Source organism: Microcystis sp. M061S2, from assembly GCF_020245605.1.
Classification (GTDB): domain Bacteria; phylum Cyanobacteriota; class Cyanobacteriia; order Cyanobacteriales; family Microcystaceae; genus Microcystis.
Genome location: NZ_JADBUP010000110.1, coordinates 1 through 17,773, shown reverse-complemented (window position 1 = coordinate 17,773; position 17,773 = coordinate 1). Strand labels below are relative to the sequence as shown.

Sequence of the window (17,773 nt, the reverse complement as noted above, 5' to 3'; positions counted from 1 at the left end):
GACGGTCTTAAGTAGAAAATTGCCGTTTTCTTGTCACTGATGCCATTTTTCAAAAGTAATCGCAGAGATGGTTAATTTCCCTTACCCCCACAACCAAAGGGAGAGGGGAGTAAAATGCCGGCTCTCTTATTCTTTGTGTGATAAGTTTAACTTATATAAGACCGATCAATCTTTGTGTCCTTTGTGTCTTTGTGGTTCGTTCCATTTGCTCGCCAGCAGAACTGTATTTTAGAATACATTTTACCCACCAAACCCAAGAGAGTAAAATGCCTGCTACGAATAAAGGAAAATAGTATGATTACTGTTTACTGATTACTGTTCACTGATAACTGAAAGGTCTCCTGTCTTCAGGTTAAGCTCCCAAAAAAAGGCTATTCTTTACCTTATATAGCCTGGCGAAAATTTGATGACTTCTTTGTTAGTTCACACATACCCTTCTCTTGTCAAGGGTATTTTAATTAAACGTTACAAACGCTTTTTTGCCGATATACAATTGGACAACGGAGAATTAATTACGGCCCATTGCGCTAATACCGGACCGATGACCGATGTATGTGTAGAGGGTCAACCGGTTTATCTTTCTCGCAGTGATAACCCGAAGCGAAAATTAGCTTATACCTGGGAGATGATTCAACTGGGGGAGACTTGGGTGGGAGTTAATACCAATCTTCCTAATCAGGTGGTGAAAAATGCCCTGTTGCCAGGAGTTTTTCCCGATTTGGTCAAAAATGACACCGAGGTGCGATCGGAAGTGGCCTACGGTCAAAATAACGGCAGTAGAATTGATTTTCTTTTGACCCATGGGGATAATTCCCTCACCTATATCGAGGTCAAAAATACCACTTGGAATCAGGGAGAAACGGCCCTTTTTCCCGATACTGTCACCACGCGGGGACAGAAGCATTTACAGGAATTAATGGCTTTATTGCCGGCAGCGGAGGCGATTATGTTCTACTTTATTAATCGGGGTGATTGTGATCGGTTTGCTCCGGGGGATAGTAAAGATGCTAAATACGGGCAGTTATTGCGTCAAGCAGTGGCTAAAGGAGTCAAGGTTTTACCCTGTCGCTTCCAAGTGACACCCACGGGAATTTATTATTTAGGTTTAGCAGAATTGCAGCTGTGAAACCAGTGGTTTAGAGGGACCAGCAAATAATACTAAATCCGGTTATTAAAAACTGATGATTTATTCCCCCTTGCCTTTTGCCTTTTGCCTCTCCTCATAACTAGCCTGTACTCAACGGATTTAGTATAAGCTTTTGACAAAATCCCCCGAACCGCAACTGACCTTTAAAAACCTAGAGACACAGTTACCTGTGCCTCTACGGGGGATTTTTGTCGATACATATTTGAGGTAATTTGTCAAGGTTTTTGATAACTAATTCCGTGGCGCATTTTCTCTAATTTCTGTTGCACCTTAGCATCGAGAGAATGGAATAAAAAACGCCCTTTGGGACTTTGAGAAGAACTCTGGGATTGTCTCAGACGACGACCGGTTAAATCCACCTCGATTTCCAGACGTTGAGCGGAAATCCACTCGGCCCCGTAACCCATAACGGTCATTTTTTGGGCATTATCAGAAGTAGCGACGATAATCCGTTCGATAGCTGGGGCGCGATCGTGCCAAAAATCGGCGCAGGTTTTCTCGATATAGGTGTCGGCGGTTTGAGCGTGAGCGGTAAAATAAACCGATAAATGGTTAGTGTAGCGTTCCTGGCTGCCGGGGGTGTTTTGAAAGTAGGAATCGAAGACAATTTGGGTTTGATAACCCTGATGGTGGGTGTAACCGATTAGGGTTTCAATTAACTTGTCTCGCGCCGGTTCGAGACCGTGGCGATCGCTAATTTTTTTCAGGGACGGCCAAGCACCGATGACGTTGTAGCCGTCAACCAGCAGAAGGGAACGATCAGAAGAATTAAGCATGGCTTTGAGAGTAATTCGTGTGGCATTAAGGGCAGTTCTAAAAAACAGCATCCTAATGATATTAACAAAAAATTTAAGATTCAACCGCCGCACTTGCCAATAATCTCGCTTTTAATTCTAGGGGATTTCCCCGATCCGTTACCTTGCCCCCCTCTAACAAAAATGCCCCATCGCTGTAATCCAATTCATCAAGGCGATGGGTCACCCAAAGGGCCGTAATCCCCCGGTTTTTGACCAATTTCTGCACTTGAGAGACTAATTCTAACTGGGTATCCCCATCCAAAAGGGCGGTGGGTTCATCAAAGAGCAAAACCTCGCAATGACGAGCTAAGGCCCCCGCAATGGCGATTCTTTGCTTTTGTCCGCCACTGAGAGCATAGATCGGTCGTTTTTCCATTTCTAATAAATTCACCGCCCCTAGGGATTCCCGCACCCTGGCCCGAATTGCTGGCGTGGATAAACCCTCGGATACCAACCCAAAAGCCACATCTGCCCCCACTGTTGGCATAACTAACTGATGGTCGGGATTTTGGAAAACAAAACCGAGGGGGTTAGGTATCTCTATTTCACCGCGACTAGGTTTTAATAATCCCGCTAATAACCGCAGCAGGGTTGATTTACCGCTGCCATTTGTCCCCAACAACATCCAAAATTCTCCTCTGGGAACTTGCAAAGAGCAGCCATTTAATACTGATTTCCCATTCGGCCAGCTAAACCAGAGGTCTTTTACTTTTATAGTCATGAATTATCAGTTATCATTTATCAGTTATCAGTTATCAGTTATCAGATTTGAGTTTTTAAGTGTGCAGTATTAAATAGAAGTTTCCTACTGTCTTTTTACTGCTCACTGATTACTGGTTACTGCTCACTGATAACTGATTAAAGAACTATTCTGTGGCTAAAGCGACAAACCCCGGCGCTCTACCAGTGGAGGCAGCCCCGGATTTTTGTGACACAATCACCGCACTGATCTGATCGCTCAAAACCGCCACCTTTTTATCGGTTTGTTTTTCGCAGGTTAATTCTAATAATTCTGGATTCGGCGATCGCATAGCGTTAATAATTGTTTGATACAAAGCGTCTGCCGCCACTTCTTCCTTGCGCTGCACGGAAATGGGGATGGGCGAGAGTTTCAGGGTAATATCGATCGAATACATAGTTTAGCGTTCCCTTCCAAAAAACAAGTCAAAAACCATTGTATAACAGGGGTTGGGTGTTGGGGTTTTGGGGTGTTGGGGTTTTAGTGGAAATTCCCCTATCTCCCCATAGTTGCCCATCACCCACCGCCGATAACCTTAGGATCATAAGGGACTTGCGTAGGAGCGGCAGCTCACCTGTTAACATTTCATGTAACATCATCTCCAACTCAAACAAATCGCTATAACTTCCTACATCTTCCCCTAAAATTACCTCTGGAGCTGCATAGCTTTCAGTAAAAGCTTGAACACTGCGACTATTCTTTCTCAATCCTTGCCTTGCTGACCCAAAATCGATTAAAACCAGCCGTTTTTCATCGGTAATTAAGACATTATCTGGTTTTAAATCTAAATGATAAATATTTTGCTTCTCATCATGCACTGCTTCCCAAGCACTGACTAAATCATTCATTACCGACTCAATATCTTTCTCATTTAATCTCTTTTCTGGTTGTTTATCTAAAATATCTCTTAAAGTTTGTCCCTTCACCAATTCCATCACCAAATAAACGGTTATCTGGCAAGGGTTTTAAGAATTGTTAATTGCTCTGTTTTTGCCAACAACTCATCTAACTCAGCTACCTCATCAGCGCAGAGCAAAGATGCTGCATTTCTCATCACTAAATCATCTAAACGGGTTTGCTCTACTAGGGCCAATTGACAACTTGCCAGTGCTTTTAATTCATCCACACTCAAACCAATCAAATAATCTTGATCGAGGCCTAATGGATTGGCAAATCGAGAATAGGTGTTCCAGTCTAATAAAACCCCAACTCGTTCCCCTTGCTCATTTGTTAAGTATTCTACCGGCTTGGACAGATCAGAAACACCCAGAAGACAATGTCATCCTATTTTAGTAATTAACTCCAGAAAATGCCATTGATCGCCGATAAGGTTATCCTATTTTTGTTTTCCTAATTGTTAGGTTTTCTAAAAAGTTGAAAAAGTACGGGCGAAGCATTCGGATAGAAAATCTCTGGTTTCAGCGATAGGTTATTGTCCGAATGCTTCGCCCCTACAGGACGCAATTGCCGATAAGGTTATCTTATTTTTGTTTTCCTAATTGTTGGGCTTTATAAAAAGTTTCTAAACTGTGACTATCCCCGACAAAACGCCAGTGCCAGGGTTCATAATTAATACCCTGGGGATTATTTTCGGGGAAAGATAACTCGAAACTATACTGGGCAGCGTTATTTTGCAACCAACGAAAAGCGGCAGTATTAGCAAAACTGCTACTTAAATTCGTTGCGGGAGCGCTACCATCGCCAATATCGATCGCATAACCGGTATGATGTTCGCTGTAACCCGGAGGTGCGCTCACTTCTGCTCGTTTGCGGGTTTGCTGATTGCGTTGTTTTTTAACTTCAAAAAAGAGCTTTTCTTGGGTTGCTTTCGATCGAAATGCGGAAATCGGCATTAAAATCACCCCCGACCTTCTCGCGTCACTCTGCATCTGGATAAAAGCCTTGGCTGCTGCTTTCCTTAAACGCATAGCACCATCCCCAGTAATAGGGGCTAATTCCGTTTCTGGGGCCTCTTGATAGGGTAAATGACCTAGAATGTTCTCAATGGGGCTAGGAGTGGCTTTAATGGGGGGGGAGGGGTTAATAACCGGTTTTTTTACGGAAGCAGAGGGACGATTCAAGACTGCTATGGCAATTAGGCCGGTTCCCACCAGAGCGAGTAAACCGCTTGCGATCGTTATGAGACCATGGGGATTAGTAGTTTTTCTGTACTGGTTGTCCCGCAAAGCTTCGGGAATATCATCGATCGGTTTCACGGTTTACTTACCCTCCTGCAAGATAATTACATTATTCCCCGGCCACTCCATCTTGACGAGCAGCGTGTTGAACAGCGGCGGCCACAGCCGTAACTACACGACCATCAAAAACCGAGGGAATAATATTCTCTCGATCGAGATTAGCAGGAGTGATCAAAGAAGCGATCGCTTTGGCCGCTTCCAGATACATATTATCGGTGATTGCCCTAGCGCGACAGTCCAAGGCCCCGCGAAATAATCCGGGGAAAGCGAGAACATTATTAATCTGATTGGGATAATCGCTGCGTCCGGTAGCCACCACGGCCACCAAATCATTGATTAATTCCGGTTGAATTTCGGGAATCGGATTAGCCATGGCAAACACGATCGCATTTTTAGCCATTCCCTTGACCATTTCGGGAGTCAATACCCCCGGTGCGCTCACCCCCAAGAAGACATCAGCGCCTTTAAGAGCATCACCTAGCTTACCACTGGCGGCTACGGCCCAAGCTTGTTTTTCTGGGGTTAAATCGTCCCGTTTTTGGGAGAGGATACCAAGGGAATCACAGAGGATTATATTTGTAGCTCCTGCGGTTTTAAAGAGAGTAGCGATGGCGATACCCGCCGCACCCGCACCATTAATGACGATTTTGACTGTATCAAGCGATTTTTTGACCAATTTGAGGGCATTAATTAGGGCAGCCAGGGAAACGATCGCTGTACCGTGTTGATCATCGTGGAAAACGGGAATATTTAATTCCGCTCGCAGACGTTTCTCGATTTCAAAACAGCGGGGAGCGCCGATATCCTCTAGGTTAATACCCCCAAAAACCGGAGCGATTCTTTTGACGGTTGCGATGATTTCTTCGGGGTCTTGGGTGGCTAAACAGATGGGAAAAGCATCAATTCCGGCGAATTCCTTGAATAACATCGCTTTCCCTTCCATGACTGGCAAGGCAGCCTCTGGCCCGAGATTTCCTAATCCTAATACCGCGCTACCATCGGTAACTACAGCGACGGTGTTGCCCTTGATGGTCAATGAGTACACCAGTTCGGGTTGGTGAGCGATAGCGGTGCAGATGCGACCAACTCCGGGGGTGTAGGCCATGGCCAGGTCATCTTGGGAGGTGAGGGGAATACGACTTTCAATGGAGATTTTACCCCGACGATGGAGATCGAAGGTGCGATCGGAAACTTTGAGCAGTTTAACATCCGGTAGAGCTTTAACCGCGGCGATAATCTGTTCCGCTTGGTCGGTACTAGCGGCATCAACCATAATCTCGCGGGTGCTAATCTTTAAATTGCGTTCGATCAGAGAAATTTGCCCTAAATTCCCCCCCACATCGGCGATCGCATTGAGGACAGAAGCGAAGGTTCCCGCTTGATTGGGGATTTCTATCTTGAGACTTAAACTATAGCTAGGATTGGGCGTTAAATGAACCATGCTGAAGGCTTCCAATACTGATAAATATTGATTATCTTCTATCTGTGAGAGACTTTGGTATCTAATCGTGCAGTTTCTTTAGCTATTAGGGTCTCTCTGGGCCTAACACCAGTGGAGCGGGGTGTGGGGTGTGGGGTGTGGGGAGATGGCAAATTAGGTTAGACTTCATCTTGATGAGAAAGGCTGTAAATATTCCACATTTGCCGATAAGCATTTTCTAAATCTCTGGTAAATTGTTTGGCATTCCAGAGGGGAGATGTATGACGAGACTTTCGGAGTTTCCAACGGACTTCTTCTCTTAAATTTTTATCCAATCCTAACTTAATTCCCCACTGCACATATTCCTCATCACTCCAAGCTATACCCTCAGTTATTCCCGCATTCATCATTAAAGTATAACCGTTGCGGGATGACCATTGTTGCCCCACTTTAACCACGAGAGGAATTCCCATCCAGAGGGTTTCTAAGGTGGTTGTACCACCGTTAAAGGGATAGGTATCCAAAACCACATCAGCGATGGCTAAATTTGCCCTGTAGGTTTCCGTCTGATAGATAGGAAGCATCTTAATTCGATTAGTTTCTACCCCAACTTCTGCGGCAATTTGACAGAATAAATCCCAGAGGGAATTATCGTCAGCAACTCCTTGAATCAGGAAATAACTATTAGCTACGGATTTGAGGATTTGCATTTGTAAGCGAATCATTGCAGGATTACGCTTAATTGCTGTTTGAGAACTTAGGTAAATAACGGCATCGTTATTAATATCTAAATCTTCTCTTCGCAGGGTAGGAACGGCTGTTTCAAAACCATCCACAGCGACAAAAGCATCAGGTAAACGCCAGATTTTTTCCTGATAATATTCTTGGGCATTTTCTGGCAATACATAAGGATCCGCTAAAAGATAATCTACTGCGGGTAAACCAGAACCATCAAAACCTAACCAGTTAACTTGAATAGGGGCAGGTTTTAAGGCAATAACTTGGGCAACGATTGCCCCAGTACCACTATCTAAGTCTACAAGAATATCGATGTTATCTTCTTTAATTTTGCGATAGGTTGCTAGGGAATCAGCAGTAGCATGATAGATTTTATCTGCGGGATTAGAAAACCATTGTTGAGTTATTTCATCCACGGGTTGATTCACCATATAAAGGTGAATATCAAACTGCTCACGATTGTGATAATTAATAATCCAACGACTCAATAAACCGACGGGATGACGTTTTAATGTTTGGGCAATGTAACCAATTTTAAGTTTTTTATTGGGATTATCTTCTCTGGGTTTATCAAAACCTTCCTCTTGAAAACCAAGCATTTCTTTGTAAGTTTCTTGGAAAAAACTACCAATCTGACTTAAAAGCGGTCGATTCTCTTTCGGGTTATCTTCATAGTAAGAAATCGGGTTCATAACTGTTAGTAAAGCTCCCCGAACTAAGGGATGTATATCTTGGGGCTTTTTTTCTATAAATTCTTTAATTAAGTGTTTATACTCTTGACAAATACTAGGAATGTCATTCCATTTTGAGGCTCGTAAAGAACCACTAAAGAGGAGCGATTGACTAAACATTTTTAAATCAATCGTTTGACTTTTCTCTTTCAACTTATTGACTAAATTGATGGCTTTTTCATAGTCAGGTAAAGAGATATAAAACCAAAATAAATTAACTTCTAAGTACAAACTTTCGGGATAAAGGGGAAGAAAAGCTTCCGCTAAGTCAACGGAATAAATAGGTTGATATTTCTCAAAAGCAAAGCGTCCAGCAACAGTGATGACGTGATTAAGTAATTCTAGAGAATTGTCAAGATAGGGTAAACTTAACCGAACTAATTCTATGGTATATTCATGAGCGTAAGGTATGACGGCAATTACTACCCGTTCCAATAATTGAGAGTTAACTGAACCCTGAGTAATTAATTCTAGTATTTGCCATTCTTGCAGTTGTTGAGAATCAAATCTATTTAATTTAATTTCAATGAGGGTTAAATGCAGTAAATTATCGAGATAACTGGGATTAATTTCCTGTAGATGTTTACGAATTAACCAACTTGTTTCTAGATTTTCTAACTCTAATTGTCGGTTAGCTTCGGCAGCTAAAATATTGCTTAATTCTAGCAGCCATGACTCGGTTTCCTGTTCTTCTCCTTGAGTGAAAACAAATAACCAAGTAGCTTGTGCTTCTTCTTCTTTTGCCTGCAAAAGATAGGATAATCCTAAATACCAATAATAACTAATTTCTGGGGTTTCTCTTTCTATCAGTTCTTCGTAAAACTGACTAACAATATCGTATTGATTGTTTTCTAAAGCGGTTTTAACTTCATTTTGCCAAGACATGATTTAATTCTCCCTGATTAACTTTCACAATAGATTTGCCACATTTGACGATAGGCATTTTCCACATTTTTAGTAAACTGACGTGCATTCCAAATCGGTGAAGTTTGTCTAGATTCATCTAATTTAGCGATAACTTTGCGTCTCAATTGTTCATCCTTACCTAACTTAATTCCCCAATCGATATACTCTTCATCACTCCAAGCAATACCCTCACTAATTCCCGCATTAACCATTAAAGTATAACTATTTCTCGATGACCATTGTTGACCAACTTTTGTAACTAAAGGAATCCCCATCCACAGCACATCTAAAGTTGTCATTCCTCCCGTAAAAGGATAGGTATCTAAAACCACATCAGCTATTCTTAAATTTGCTCGATAAATTCCTGTGGGATAGAGGGGTAAGATTTTTAATCTCTCATAATTAATTCCTTCTTCCTCGGCAGCTTTGAAAAATAATTTTTCCACTGATTTAGTATCACTTAACCCTTGAATACTCAAATAACTATTAGGAACTGCCTTTAAAACTTGTAGCTGAAGTCGAATAGTTTCAGGGTTACGTTTAACCCCAGTTTGTACGGTTAAGTAATTAATTGCATCCTCTGGAATCCCTAAATCATCCCTGCGGAGAGAGGGGTAAGCAACCTCGACACCATCCACACAAATATAGGAATTAGGTAAGCGCCAAATTTTTTCTCGATAATACTCCTGTGCATCTGCTGGTAAAACGTAATTATCAGCAAGATAGTAATCGATTGCTGGAATTCCTGACGCGTCAAAACCTAACCAAGTTACTTGTATTGGTGCGGGTTTTAGTGCCATGACTTGACAAGTTGCGTTATTAGTGATGCTGTCTAAATCTACCAAAATATCAATGTTATCTTGATTAATTTTTTCAGCAATCAGCAGAGGATTAATCGGTAAGTTATAGCAAGCATTTACCTGATTTTTAAAACAATTTTCAGTGATAAGGTCTTCTTTTTGAGATACTAGGTATAAAGAGACGTGAAACTCATTATAGTCATGATACTTCATTAACCACCTAGAAATTAATCCAATAGAATGATTATATAAAGTATGGGCAATATAGCCAATTTTTAGAACTTTGTTGCTGTCTTTAATAGTCGATTTTTGCAGAGAATGACAGTTAGAGTTATTACGAACATATTCCTGAAAAAGTTGACCAACACAATTATTAATGTAACGATTTTCTCTTGGGTTATCTTCTAGGTAAACTAGAGGGGATAAAATTGTTAGGGATGGTTTATCCAATAATCTTGGACATTCTCGATTAGCGATACTTTTTTGCAAAGATTCTGTATATTCTTCAACATCTGCCTTAATATCGACCCAATCACCACTAAATAATTTGACATAAAGAGCAATAAAATCAGCTACAGCTTGAGAAGGCAACCCTTGACAACTTGTTTTTAATTGATTAGCTACTTGCATAGCAGCAGCAAAATCTCGATTATCAAAATAACATTGATAAAGTTCAGCTAACAGATAAATTTGCTCCGGTTCTACTGCCAAACAAGTATTAATAATATCAATAGCCAATGGTCTATTATTTATGGCTAGAGAATTTACTTTAGCTTCTACTACTTTGATAAAAGTTTGTCGCTGACAATTAGATTGAAATATTGCCTCTAAGTAAGGGACGGTTTCTGGTATCTGAGAATCGAGAAATTTTTCTAAAACTTCTGCTAATAAACTTAACTCGATACTCTGGAAATTATTTGTTTTTAACACATCAACAAATAACCAAGCTTTTAACTGCTCTTGCTCGAAATAATTCAAATCAATTGCTAATAAAATAAACCGCAGTAAATTATCAATATTATCGGGACTAATCTCGCGAATATGTCCTCGAATTAACCAACTGGTTTCTAAATTGCCTAACTCTAATTGTCTTCGCGCTTCCCCATCCAAAATATTGACTAAATCTGCTGTCCACCCCATCACTTCCCCTTCATCCCCTTGACTGAGGACGAATAACCAAGTAGTTTGTGCTTCTTCTTCCCTAGCTTCCAAAAGATAGGCTAATCCTAAATACCAATAATGACTAATTTCTAGGGGTTCTCTTTCCATCAGTTCTTGATAAAATTGGCTAACTTGCCAGAAATCCCCTTGGATAATTGCCGGTTCAACTTGGGAATGCCAAGACATAAGTATTTATCGTTAAGTGTCTCTACTAGCGTACCCAAATAGAAGCAAAATTTTTCTATATAAGTAAAATTTATCAGTCGCTCAGGGGTTGGGTTTTGGGGTGGTCACTGCGTGCGCGTTGCGGGGGGGGTGTTGGGGTTTTAGGGTTTTAGGGTTTTGGGGTTTTAGTTGAAATTCCCCATTCCCCCATTCCCCCACTTCCCCACCCCCACTCTCCACCCAGTTTAAATGGGTCTTAACTTACCATCAATGTCGGATAAGAGTCAGTTTTTCTTAAAGATTTTCTAAATAAACCAATAAATCGGCCATAGCTTGAGAATCGGGCTGAAATTTCGGCATTGGGGGGGTTTTCCCACTAATTACCTGTTCAATCAGACTAATTCTCGATTTGCGACGGGAAACGTCCTCTAAACTCGGTCCGACGATGCCATCAGCAAACTGACCGTGACAAGCAGCACAGTTAATCTGAAAGATTTCGTAACCGCGACTGACATTACCTTGTCGGGATAACACCTCTTTAATGTAGGGATCCGACATCTTAGCCAGATGAAAGGTGATTAAAAAGGTGCTAATCAGGAACAAAACCACGATTATAACCATTAAGAATCGATAGAGCCCGAATTTTGGTTTGACTAACTGACTATTCACGAAGGCCGCCGAAGGAAAGGTGAGTTTCTCTTTACATTTTGCAACTTTTTGCCCCAAAATTCCACCGCCGCTGCTAGAGATAGGCAAATGGAGAATAATATAAGACAAAAGTGCATCTTTTTCTAACCCTCTAGCAATGAACCTATTAACCAGACTGGAAGATTGGCCCTATATTATCCTACCTATCACCATCGTCCTCAGTTTCCTGCTGTTGGGATGGCTCGTAGAAAAGCGCGTTGTCAGTCAACTTTTATCGATTGCCAGAGAAAAAAACCTGCGTTTCTCGGAAGGGGTTTTACGTTCCCTTCGTGGATTAAGCATACTTTGGTTCGGACTTTTGGGTTTAAATATTGCCCTCTCCCTTCCCAATCTTCCCCTCTTTCCTTACCTGATTCTCCTGAGCAAAAAATTGCTGCTAGTGGCTTTTTTAGCTTCAGCTACTTGGGTTATTGCCCAATTATCCGTGGAAATATTACGATTTTATACCACGGGAGATGATGGCATTTCTTCCCTAACTTCCCTATTTGAATTTCTCGCCAAAGTTCTGATTTTTAGCTGCGGTTTTTTGCTGATTTTAAGCTCGATTGGCATTTCGATAACTCCGATGCTTACTGCCTTTGGTATTGGGGGTGTTTCCCTCGGTTTAGCTCTCCAAAATACCCTAGCTAATTTAATGTCAGGGATTAATATTATCACTTCTAAAAAAGTTAGACCGGGAGATTATATTGAACTGAGAACGGGAGAAGCTGGTTATGTGCGAGATGTGGATTTAAGATGCACAGTAGTCGAAGAAATTACCAATAATCTTTTGGTTATTCCCAATGCTCAGATCATTTCTTCTAGTTTCCGTAACTATAGTTTACCAGATCACTCCCTACTGGTTCCCGTGGAAGTGGGCATTAGTTACGATAGTGACTTAGAAAAAGTCGAAAAAGTTACCCTAGAAGTTATACAAGAAATCACCCAGTTATTGCAACCTCACCTCGGTAACTATAAACCCTTGATCCTTTACCGTAAATTCGATTACTATAGCATTGTGCTAACAGTTTATCTCAAGGTGGTAGAAGAAGAGTTTTTTCAACATCTCACCATTAAACACGAATTTATTAAACTCCTACACCGACGCTATCAGCAAGAAGGAATTAAAATTCCCTATCCAATTCTTTTTCCCTATCCCCCCAGTAATCCCCCTAGTTAACCTCAATTCGCTATCGCAACCAACAATTGAAATGCGCGGACAACTTACAATTGATAATTCTCCTTAAAAAACTTACGGGTCATCGGTTGGGCCACTTCAATACCGTGGCCTTCTCCTAGTAATTCTAGGGGTTTTCCTTCCACTTGAATCCAGACTTTGGCATTGGGATCGCTGCTGGTAGTAGTATAGATGATTTGTGCCAAACGACCGATTAACATATCAGGGCCGTCATCGTTGCCAAACTCCCGCGAGAGATTAATCTTAATTCCCGTTTTATCTACTTTTAAATCAAGTAATTTAGTCCCCGGGGGAATAGTAGTCATATCCTGAGGATTGCTTGGACCAGCTAATAGAATCTTCAATACTGCTGTTAACTCTCGGTCGCGGCTATCCGCTTTTTGAACGGTAATTTCTTGGCTGACTAATTGATTACCCGTATCAGTCACTTTTAACCAATAAACCTGTCGAGTTTCCCTAACAGGAATAGCAGCAGGAGTTGCTGTCGGATTTGTCTTCACCGGACCTGGAGAAACCGGTTCAACAATTGGCGATTGACTTATCGGCGCCGGACTGGGAGATTCAATCGGGTTTTCGCTGGTTTTCTGGGAGGAAGATAGGTGATGGACGGCAAACCAAGCAGTGGCCCCACCAGCAGTAAATAAAGCGAGGCCAATACCAATCATCCAAGGTAAAGAGATTTTATCACTAGAGCGAGAACTAGGCATAATTCAGTTATCAGTTATCAGTTATCAGTTATCAGTTATCAGTTATCAGTTATCAGTTATCAGTTAAGTAGTCGTGCAAAATAAATTTCCTAGTTAAGATAGGCAAGAGGCACTCATGCAAAAGCTTTATCGAAATGTGTAATTAATTTTGCTTAGGTACTTATCAGATGTGAGTTTTAAGTGAGCAGTATTAAATAGCAGTTTCCTGGTGTCTTTTCACTGATTACTGATTACTGATTACTGATTACTGAAATATCTCCTGTTTTCTGACCGTTAAATTTAATTGGGGTTCCCCGATCAAGGCTCAATTCTGCCAAAGGCGGCTATACTCAGCTTATCATCGTCGATCTGCAATTGGAGAAGGCGGGCGATAATTCCTTGTTTCTCGAAGTTTTTTAAATCTAACTGGGTGGATATACCCTCGGCAAACCCCTTGAGAAGGCGCGAGGAGATGCGACGACCATTAAGAGTGGCTGTGGGGTCAATAAGCTCGATTTTTCGCCCCTGCACTAGCTTAAATCCCACTTCTAAGCTCCAATCGAGGCTGGCTGCTGGTTCATCTGGCCTTTGGGTCTCCAGCTGCAGTCTGAGAGCAACTCGATTATTATTAAGAAAGTTAAAATTTGCTTGACTAAGTTGATATTTTGTGCTACCAAATTCTCCCCTAGAGGGAATCAGATTATTAATCAGGGTCTGAATTTGTTCTTTGACCGCTGCCGATTGTAAAGCTTGATTAACATTAGTTTCCGTGAGGACAAGATGCAACGCCCCCGCAGCCGGTCGGCGCAGAGCGGCGGCTAAATTGCCGTTTTTTTGCTGTAATCGCCGCAAATCGAGGCTAATTGGCTCAGTTTCTAGCTCGATCTTCTCAATGCGAACACCAGCAAGGGGATAAATTCCCCGTGCAGAAATGCGAACTCGATCGATTTTGCCTTGCAGAGCCTGATAATTGGGAGTATTATCGACTCTCACGGCTAATTGTTCCACTTTTTGGACTTGGGAGCGAAGGGTATGAGCTAAAACCGTATCAATAATTGCCCCTGCGGGAGTTAACAGGGTCAAAACACTAGCGAGAGTGATTGTTAGCCATTCCATCGCTCAATTACACCCATTCAGCTAAATTTTGCCAAGCATTAGTCAAAAGCTGACTTAACCAACGTCGTTGCACTTGATCTAAAACCTGGTCTTCTGCGAGAATTTCTTCAGTCAGATCATCGAGAGATTGACCCTGAGCGCGGGCCATTCTAATAATTCCCGCAATCACGGCAGCGATCATCTCCTCATCGACGGGACGCTGTCGGAGGGCGGCAATTTCTTCGGGGGTAGTCGGGATGGGATAATTCATAATCAGATGGGGTAGGCTGTGTATTAATCTGGGTATGTAAAGTTTTTTAAACTTTTTTCAGAAAACTTTTTGTGTAGTCTAGCGTAATCAGACGATTTTTGGGTTTAACAGCTAAATCAAGATGAAAGAAATACTTTACAGAGAAATTCCGACTCCTGACTCGATCGCCGTTTGTCAGTGGTTACAATCCGATTGGCAACCCGCAAATGGTGTTAAGACAAATACACCTAACGGGGTGAGATTGCGCTTATCGGAGGCGATCGAATTGTCGATCTTTGTCTGGACGCTGCAACGGACTACTTATTTAAAAGTTTTCCGCTGGGGTGAGCGATCGCATGGTCAAGAGACATCCCTAACTCGGCAGCTCGATCGAGCTTTACAAAAGCGTTTTCTGCTGCAGTATAACACGATACCAAACATTGATCGAAAAAATCACTCAATTTTTACAGCTTTAGAAGCGGACTATCCCCTAACGGTTCACTACTTCCGCAAAATGCCCCAAGGAGAGGCGGATTTAGAACGTTTGTACTGGTGGGAAAAACGTTGGCGCGACAGTGCCAAAAATCCCCAACAACCGCAGCCGGTAATTTTCTCTAGCAGCGAGGAAAATGATCATCCCATCGCCTACGACTTAATTTATATTGGTGGTGCCTTGGGGGCAATTCACGCCGCACAGATGGCCAAATTAGGTTATCGAGTCCTCTTAGTAGAAAGACTGCCTTTCGGACGGATGAATCGGGAATGGAATATCTCTCGATCGGAGTTTCAAAGTTTAATTAATTTAGGACTATTTACGGCCGAAGAATTCGAGGAATTAATCTTCCAAGAATACATCGATGGCTTTAATAAGTTTTTTGATGGCAATAATCCCCCCCATCTGAAGGCGGAGATTCTCCATACTCCCACGGTTTTAAATATCGCCATTAATTCCGATAAATTGCTGCAATCCTGCGGTAAAAAATTACAGGATCATGGCGGTAAAATTCTCGATCAAACCGAATTTATTAAGGCTGATATTACTGCTAATAGTGTTACTGTCACCCTTAATCATGGTGGGAAAATTCAACAGATAAAAGGCCGTTTATTGATTGATGCTATGGGTTCCGCCTCTCCCATCGCTTGGCAATTAAACGGAGTGCGTGCCTTTGATAGTGTCTGTCCGACGGTGGGGGCAGTAGTAGAAGGATTCGATCCGGTGGTGTGGGATTCTCACTATGGCGATGTCTTAAATTCCCATGGCGATATTTCTAAAGGCAGACAACTAATTTGGGAATTATTTCCGGGGGAAGGAAAAGAATTAACTTTCTATCTATTTCACTATCATCAAGTCCATCCCGATAACCCCGGTTCTCTGTTGGAAATGTACGAAGATTTCTTTACTATTTTGCCCGAATATCGACAGTGTGACCCAGAAAAATTAACTTGGAAAAAACCAACCTTTGGTTATATACCGGGGCATTTTAGTACAGGAAAAAAAGATCGGATTGTCTCCTTTGATCGCATTTTAGCCATCGGTGATGCCGCCTCCCTGCAATCACCCTTAATTTTTACTGGGTTCGGTTCTTTGGTGCGTAATTTAGAGCGCTTAACCCATCTTTTGGATCTGGCCTTAAAACACGATTTACTAACAGCTAAAGACCTAGAAAATGTGCGGGCCTATCAAAGTAATGTGGCGGTAACTTGGTTATTTTCTAAAGGAATGATGGTTCCCACGGGAAAAACCTTACCCCCCCAAAGAATTAACGCCATGTTAAACACATTTTTCGGTTTATTGGCCGACGAACCGCCGGAGGTTTCCGAAACCTTTATTAAGGATAAAACCGATTGGTTAACCTTTAGCCGTTTAGCAATTAAAGCGGCCAGAAAAAACCCCGCTTTACTGTTATGGATAGCGGAAATGGCCGGCAGTCAGGATTTAATTCGTTGGTTGGGTTCCTATCTCGATTTTAGCCTTGATGGAGTCAAAAATCTGCTTTTTGGTTCCTGGTTTCCCCAATGGTTAAAAAACTCCCAAAGCTGGCTAGAAAAAGACAATCCCCGCCTCTGGTTAAAGTTATTGAGTTTTAATTATAGCTTAAGAAATTAGAGGATATTTATCAATTGACGCTCCCATCACCCTAAGCGCGTTAGAAATCAAAGTAGATGAATTGTTTAAGAAGTTAACACCCCCAGAGGGTTGCTTCTCTGACAGGATTTCCCCTGATCCTTACTGAATACAATTTAATTTGGTATGACTAATACTAAATCTGGTTATTAAAGACTGATTATCTATTGCCCCTATTGCCTATTGCCTGTCCTGATATGTAGCCTATACTCAACGGATTTAGTATAAGACCTTGGCGAATAAATTTCTCGGTTCGGATGTAAGCAAAATAAAAGAACTCTTGCAAATTAATTATATGTTATAGTGGTGAGTTAACTAATTTTTTTGGGAAAATTAGTTAGTGCATTTGTTCTGAATGAAAACCTGAAGTTTAACTTTTAACCCAAAACTCTTTAGATATGCCTTAATTTGGTTGTCAAAACCTCTTTATTTAAGCAGCACAAACTATCTCAATTATAAAAATTGAGAATAAATTCTCCTTGACTTGATTAATGTTTGACAACTTTTAAGAAGCTGCTACACCTATCCCTAACTCATAGTTATAAATAGCCGCCAACAGGTTAACTCTTAAACTATATCTTCGACGACGATTCCGATATTTACAGGATAAGATTTTGAAGATTTTGAGTTTCCTATTTATAGGTTCAATGCTCATCCTTTCTTTGGCTAAAGCTTTGTTATAATCCTTTTGTAACTCTGTTAATTTTCTATTTTTCGGTTTCTTTTTCGGTGTATAACTATTACTATGGTATGCAGCTATTCCCCGATAACCACTGTCTTCTATGCTGATAGTTAAAGGATGAAAACGAACCCGACTTTTTTTAAATAAACTAAAATCATGACCGCTGCCTTTCCCACAAAAGACACAGATAATTTCCTCGGTATTTTGAGCAGCTACTAATTGGGATTTTCAAGTATGATAACCTCTTT

At 41.5% G+C, this 17,773-nt stretch carries 16 protein-coding genes and 1 pseudogene; 3 read left to right on the top strand and 14 right to left on the bottom strand.

From position 1 onward, the window contains the following. The first annotated feature begins 406 nt into the window (after positions 1–406). Positions 407–1,126, top strand: a complete 720-nt coding sequence (gene sfsA, locus IM475_RS18050; protein WP_287728618.1) for a DNA/RNA nuclease SfsA — start codon at positions 407–409, stop codon at positions 1,124–1,126. 236 nt (positions 1,127–1,362) lie between these two features. On the opposite strand, the gene IM475_RS18045 is transcribed toward sfsA, so the two are convergent. The 10 genes from IM475_RS18045 to IM475_RS18000 all read right to left on the bottom strand — a co-directional run bounded on the left by IM475_RS18045 (position 1,363) and on the right by IM475_RS18000 (position 11,579). After that, complete coding sequence (locus IM475_RS18045) at positions 1,363–1,923, bottom strand: NYN domain-containing protein (RefSeq protein ID WP_287659399.1); 561 nt, start codon at positions 1,921–1,923, stop codon at positions 1,363–1,365. Positions 1,924–1,996: 73 nt separating this feature from the next. Further along, complete coding sequence (locus tag IM475_RS18040; RefSeq protein WP_287659398.1) at positions 1,997–2,665, bottom strand: energy-coupling factor ABC transporter ATP-binding protein; 669 nt, start codon at positions 2,663–2,665, stop codon at positions 1,997–1,999. Positions 2,666–2,810: 145 nt separating this feature from the next. Continuing rightward, the gene (locus tag IM475_RS18035) at positions 2,811–3,080 is read right to left on the bottom strand and encodes a UPF0367 protein family (RefSeq protein WP_287659397.1); all 270 of its coding nucleotides are present in this window, start codon (positions 3,078–3,080) and stop codon (positions 2,811–2,813) included. A 28-nt stretch (positions 3,081–3,108) separates the two neighbouring features. Next, positions 3,109–3,621 carry a serine/threonine protein kinase gene (locus tag IM475_RS18030; RefSeq protein ID WP_287659406.1) on the bottom strand — a complete coding sequence of 171 codons (513 nt, stop codon included), beginning with the start codon at positions 3,619–3,621 and terminating at the stop codon, positions 3,109–3,111. Between the two features lie 11 nt (positions 3,622–3,632). After that, on the bottom strand, positions 3,633–3,809 hold the full coding sequence (locus IM475_RS18025; protein WP_287728617.1) for a hypothetical protein: 177 nt from the start codon (positions 3,807–3,809) through the stop codon (positions 3,633–3,635). Positions 3,810–4,164: 355 nt separating this feature from the next. Beyond that, positions 4,165–4,899 (bottom strand): M15 family metallopeptidase, encoded by a 735-nt coding sequence (locus IM475_RS18020; RefSeq protein ID WP_287659395.1) that lies wholly within the window; start codon positions 4,897–4,899, stop codon positions 4,165–4,167. Between the two features lie 31 nt (positions 4,900–4,930). Then, positions 4,931–6,322: an NAD-dependent malic enzyme gene (locus IM475_RS18015; RefSeq protein WP_287728616.1), complete on the bottom strand. Its 1,392-nt coding sequence runs from the start codon at positions 6,320–6,322 to the stop codon at positions 4,931–4,933. A 158-nt stretch (positions 6,323–6,480) separates the two neighbouring features. Beyond that, entirely contained in the window at positions 6,481–8,655 is a 2,175-nt protein-coding gene (locus tag IM475_RS18010; protein WP_287728615.1) for an O-linked N-acetylglucosamine transferase, SPINDLY family protein, read from the bottom strand. Between the two features lie 17 nt (positions 8,656–8,672). Beyond that, positions 8,673–10,823, bottom strand: a complete 2,151-nt coding sequence (locus IM475_RS18005; RefSeq protein WP_287728614.1) for an O-linked N-acetylglucosamine transferase, SPINDLY family protein — start codon at positions 10,821–10,823, stop codon at positions 8,673–8,675. A 273-nt stretch (positions 10,824–11,096) separates the two neighbouring features. Continuing rightward, positions 11,097–11,579 (bottom strand): c-type cytochrome, encoded by a 483-nt coding sequence (locus IM475_RS18000; RefSeq protein ID WP_502865774.1) that lies wholly within the window; start codon positions 11,577–11,579, stop codon positions 11,097–11,099. Positions 11,580–11,607: 28 nt separating this feature from the next. On the opposite strand from IM475_RS18000, the gene IM475_RS17995 reads away from it, so the two are divergent. Beyond that, a complete protein-coding gene (locus IM475_RS17995; protein ID WP_002782514.1) occupies positions 11,608–12,669 on the top strand; it encodes a mechanosensitive ion channel family protein in 1,062 nt (353 codons plus the stop codon). A gap of 44 nt (positions 12,670–12,713) precedes the next feature. On the opposite strand, the gene IM475_RS17990 is transcribed toward IM475_RS17995, so the two are convergent. The 3 genes from IM475_RS17990 to IM475_RS17980 form a co-directional block, all read right to left on the bottom strand. After that, entirely contained in the window at positions 12,714–13,394 is a 681-nt protein-coding gene (locus IM475_RS17990) for a GerMN domain-containing protein (protein ID WP_287659204.1), read from the bottom strand. A 297-nt stretch (positions 13,395–13,691) separates the two neighbouring features. After that, on the bottom strand, positions 13,692–14,489 hold the full coding sequence (locus IM475_RS17985; RefSeq protein ID WP_287728613.1) for an LmeA family phospholipid-binding protein: 798 nt from the start codon (positions 14,487–14,489) through the stop codon (positions 13,692–13,694). A 7-nt stretch (positions 14,490–14,496) separates the two neighbouring features. Continuing rightward, positions 14,497–14,739: a hypothetical protein gene (locus IM475_RS17980; RefSeq protein WP_104396856.1), complete on the bottom strand. Its 243-nt coding sequence runs from the start codon at positions 14,737–14,739 to the stop codon at positions 14,497–14,499. Positions 14,740–14,860: 121 nt separating this feature from the next. On the opposite strand from IM475_RS17980, the gene IM475_RS17975 reads away from it, so the two are divergent. Further along, a complete protein-coding gene (locus tag IM475_RS17975) occupies positions 14,861–16,825 on the top strand; it encodes an FAD-dependent monooxygenase family protein (protein WP_287659199.1) in 1,965 nt (654 codons plus the stop codon). A 523-nt stretch (positions 16,826–17,348) separates the two neighbouring features. Here IM475_RS17975 and IM475_RS17970 read toward each other — a convergent pair. Further along, positions 17,349–17,773 (bottom strand): annotated as a pseudogene (locus tag IM475_RS17970) (transposase family protein); the annotation flags it as partial.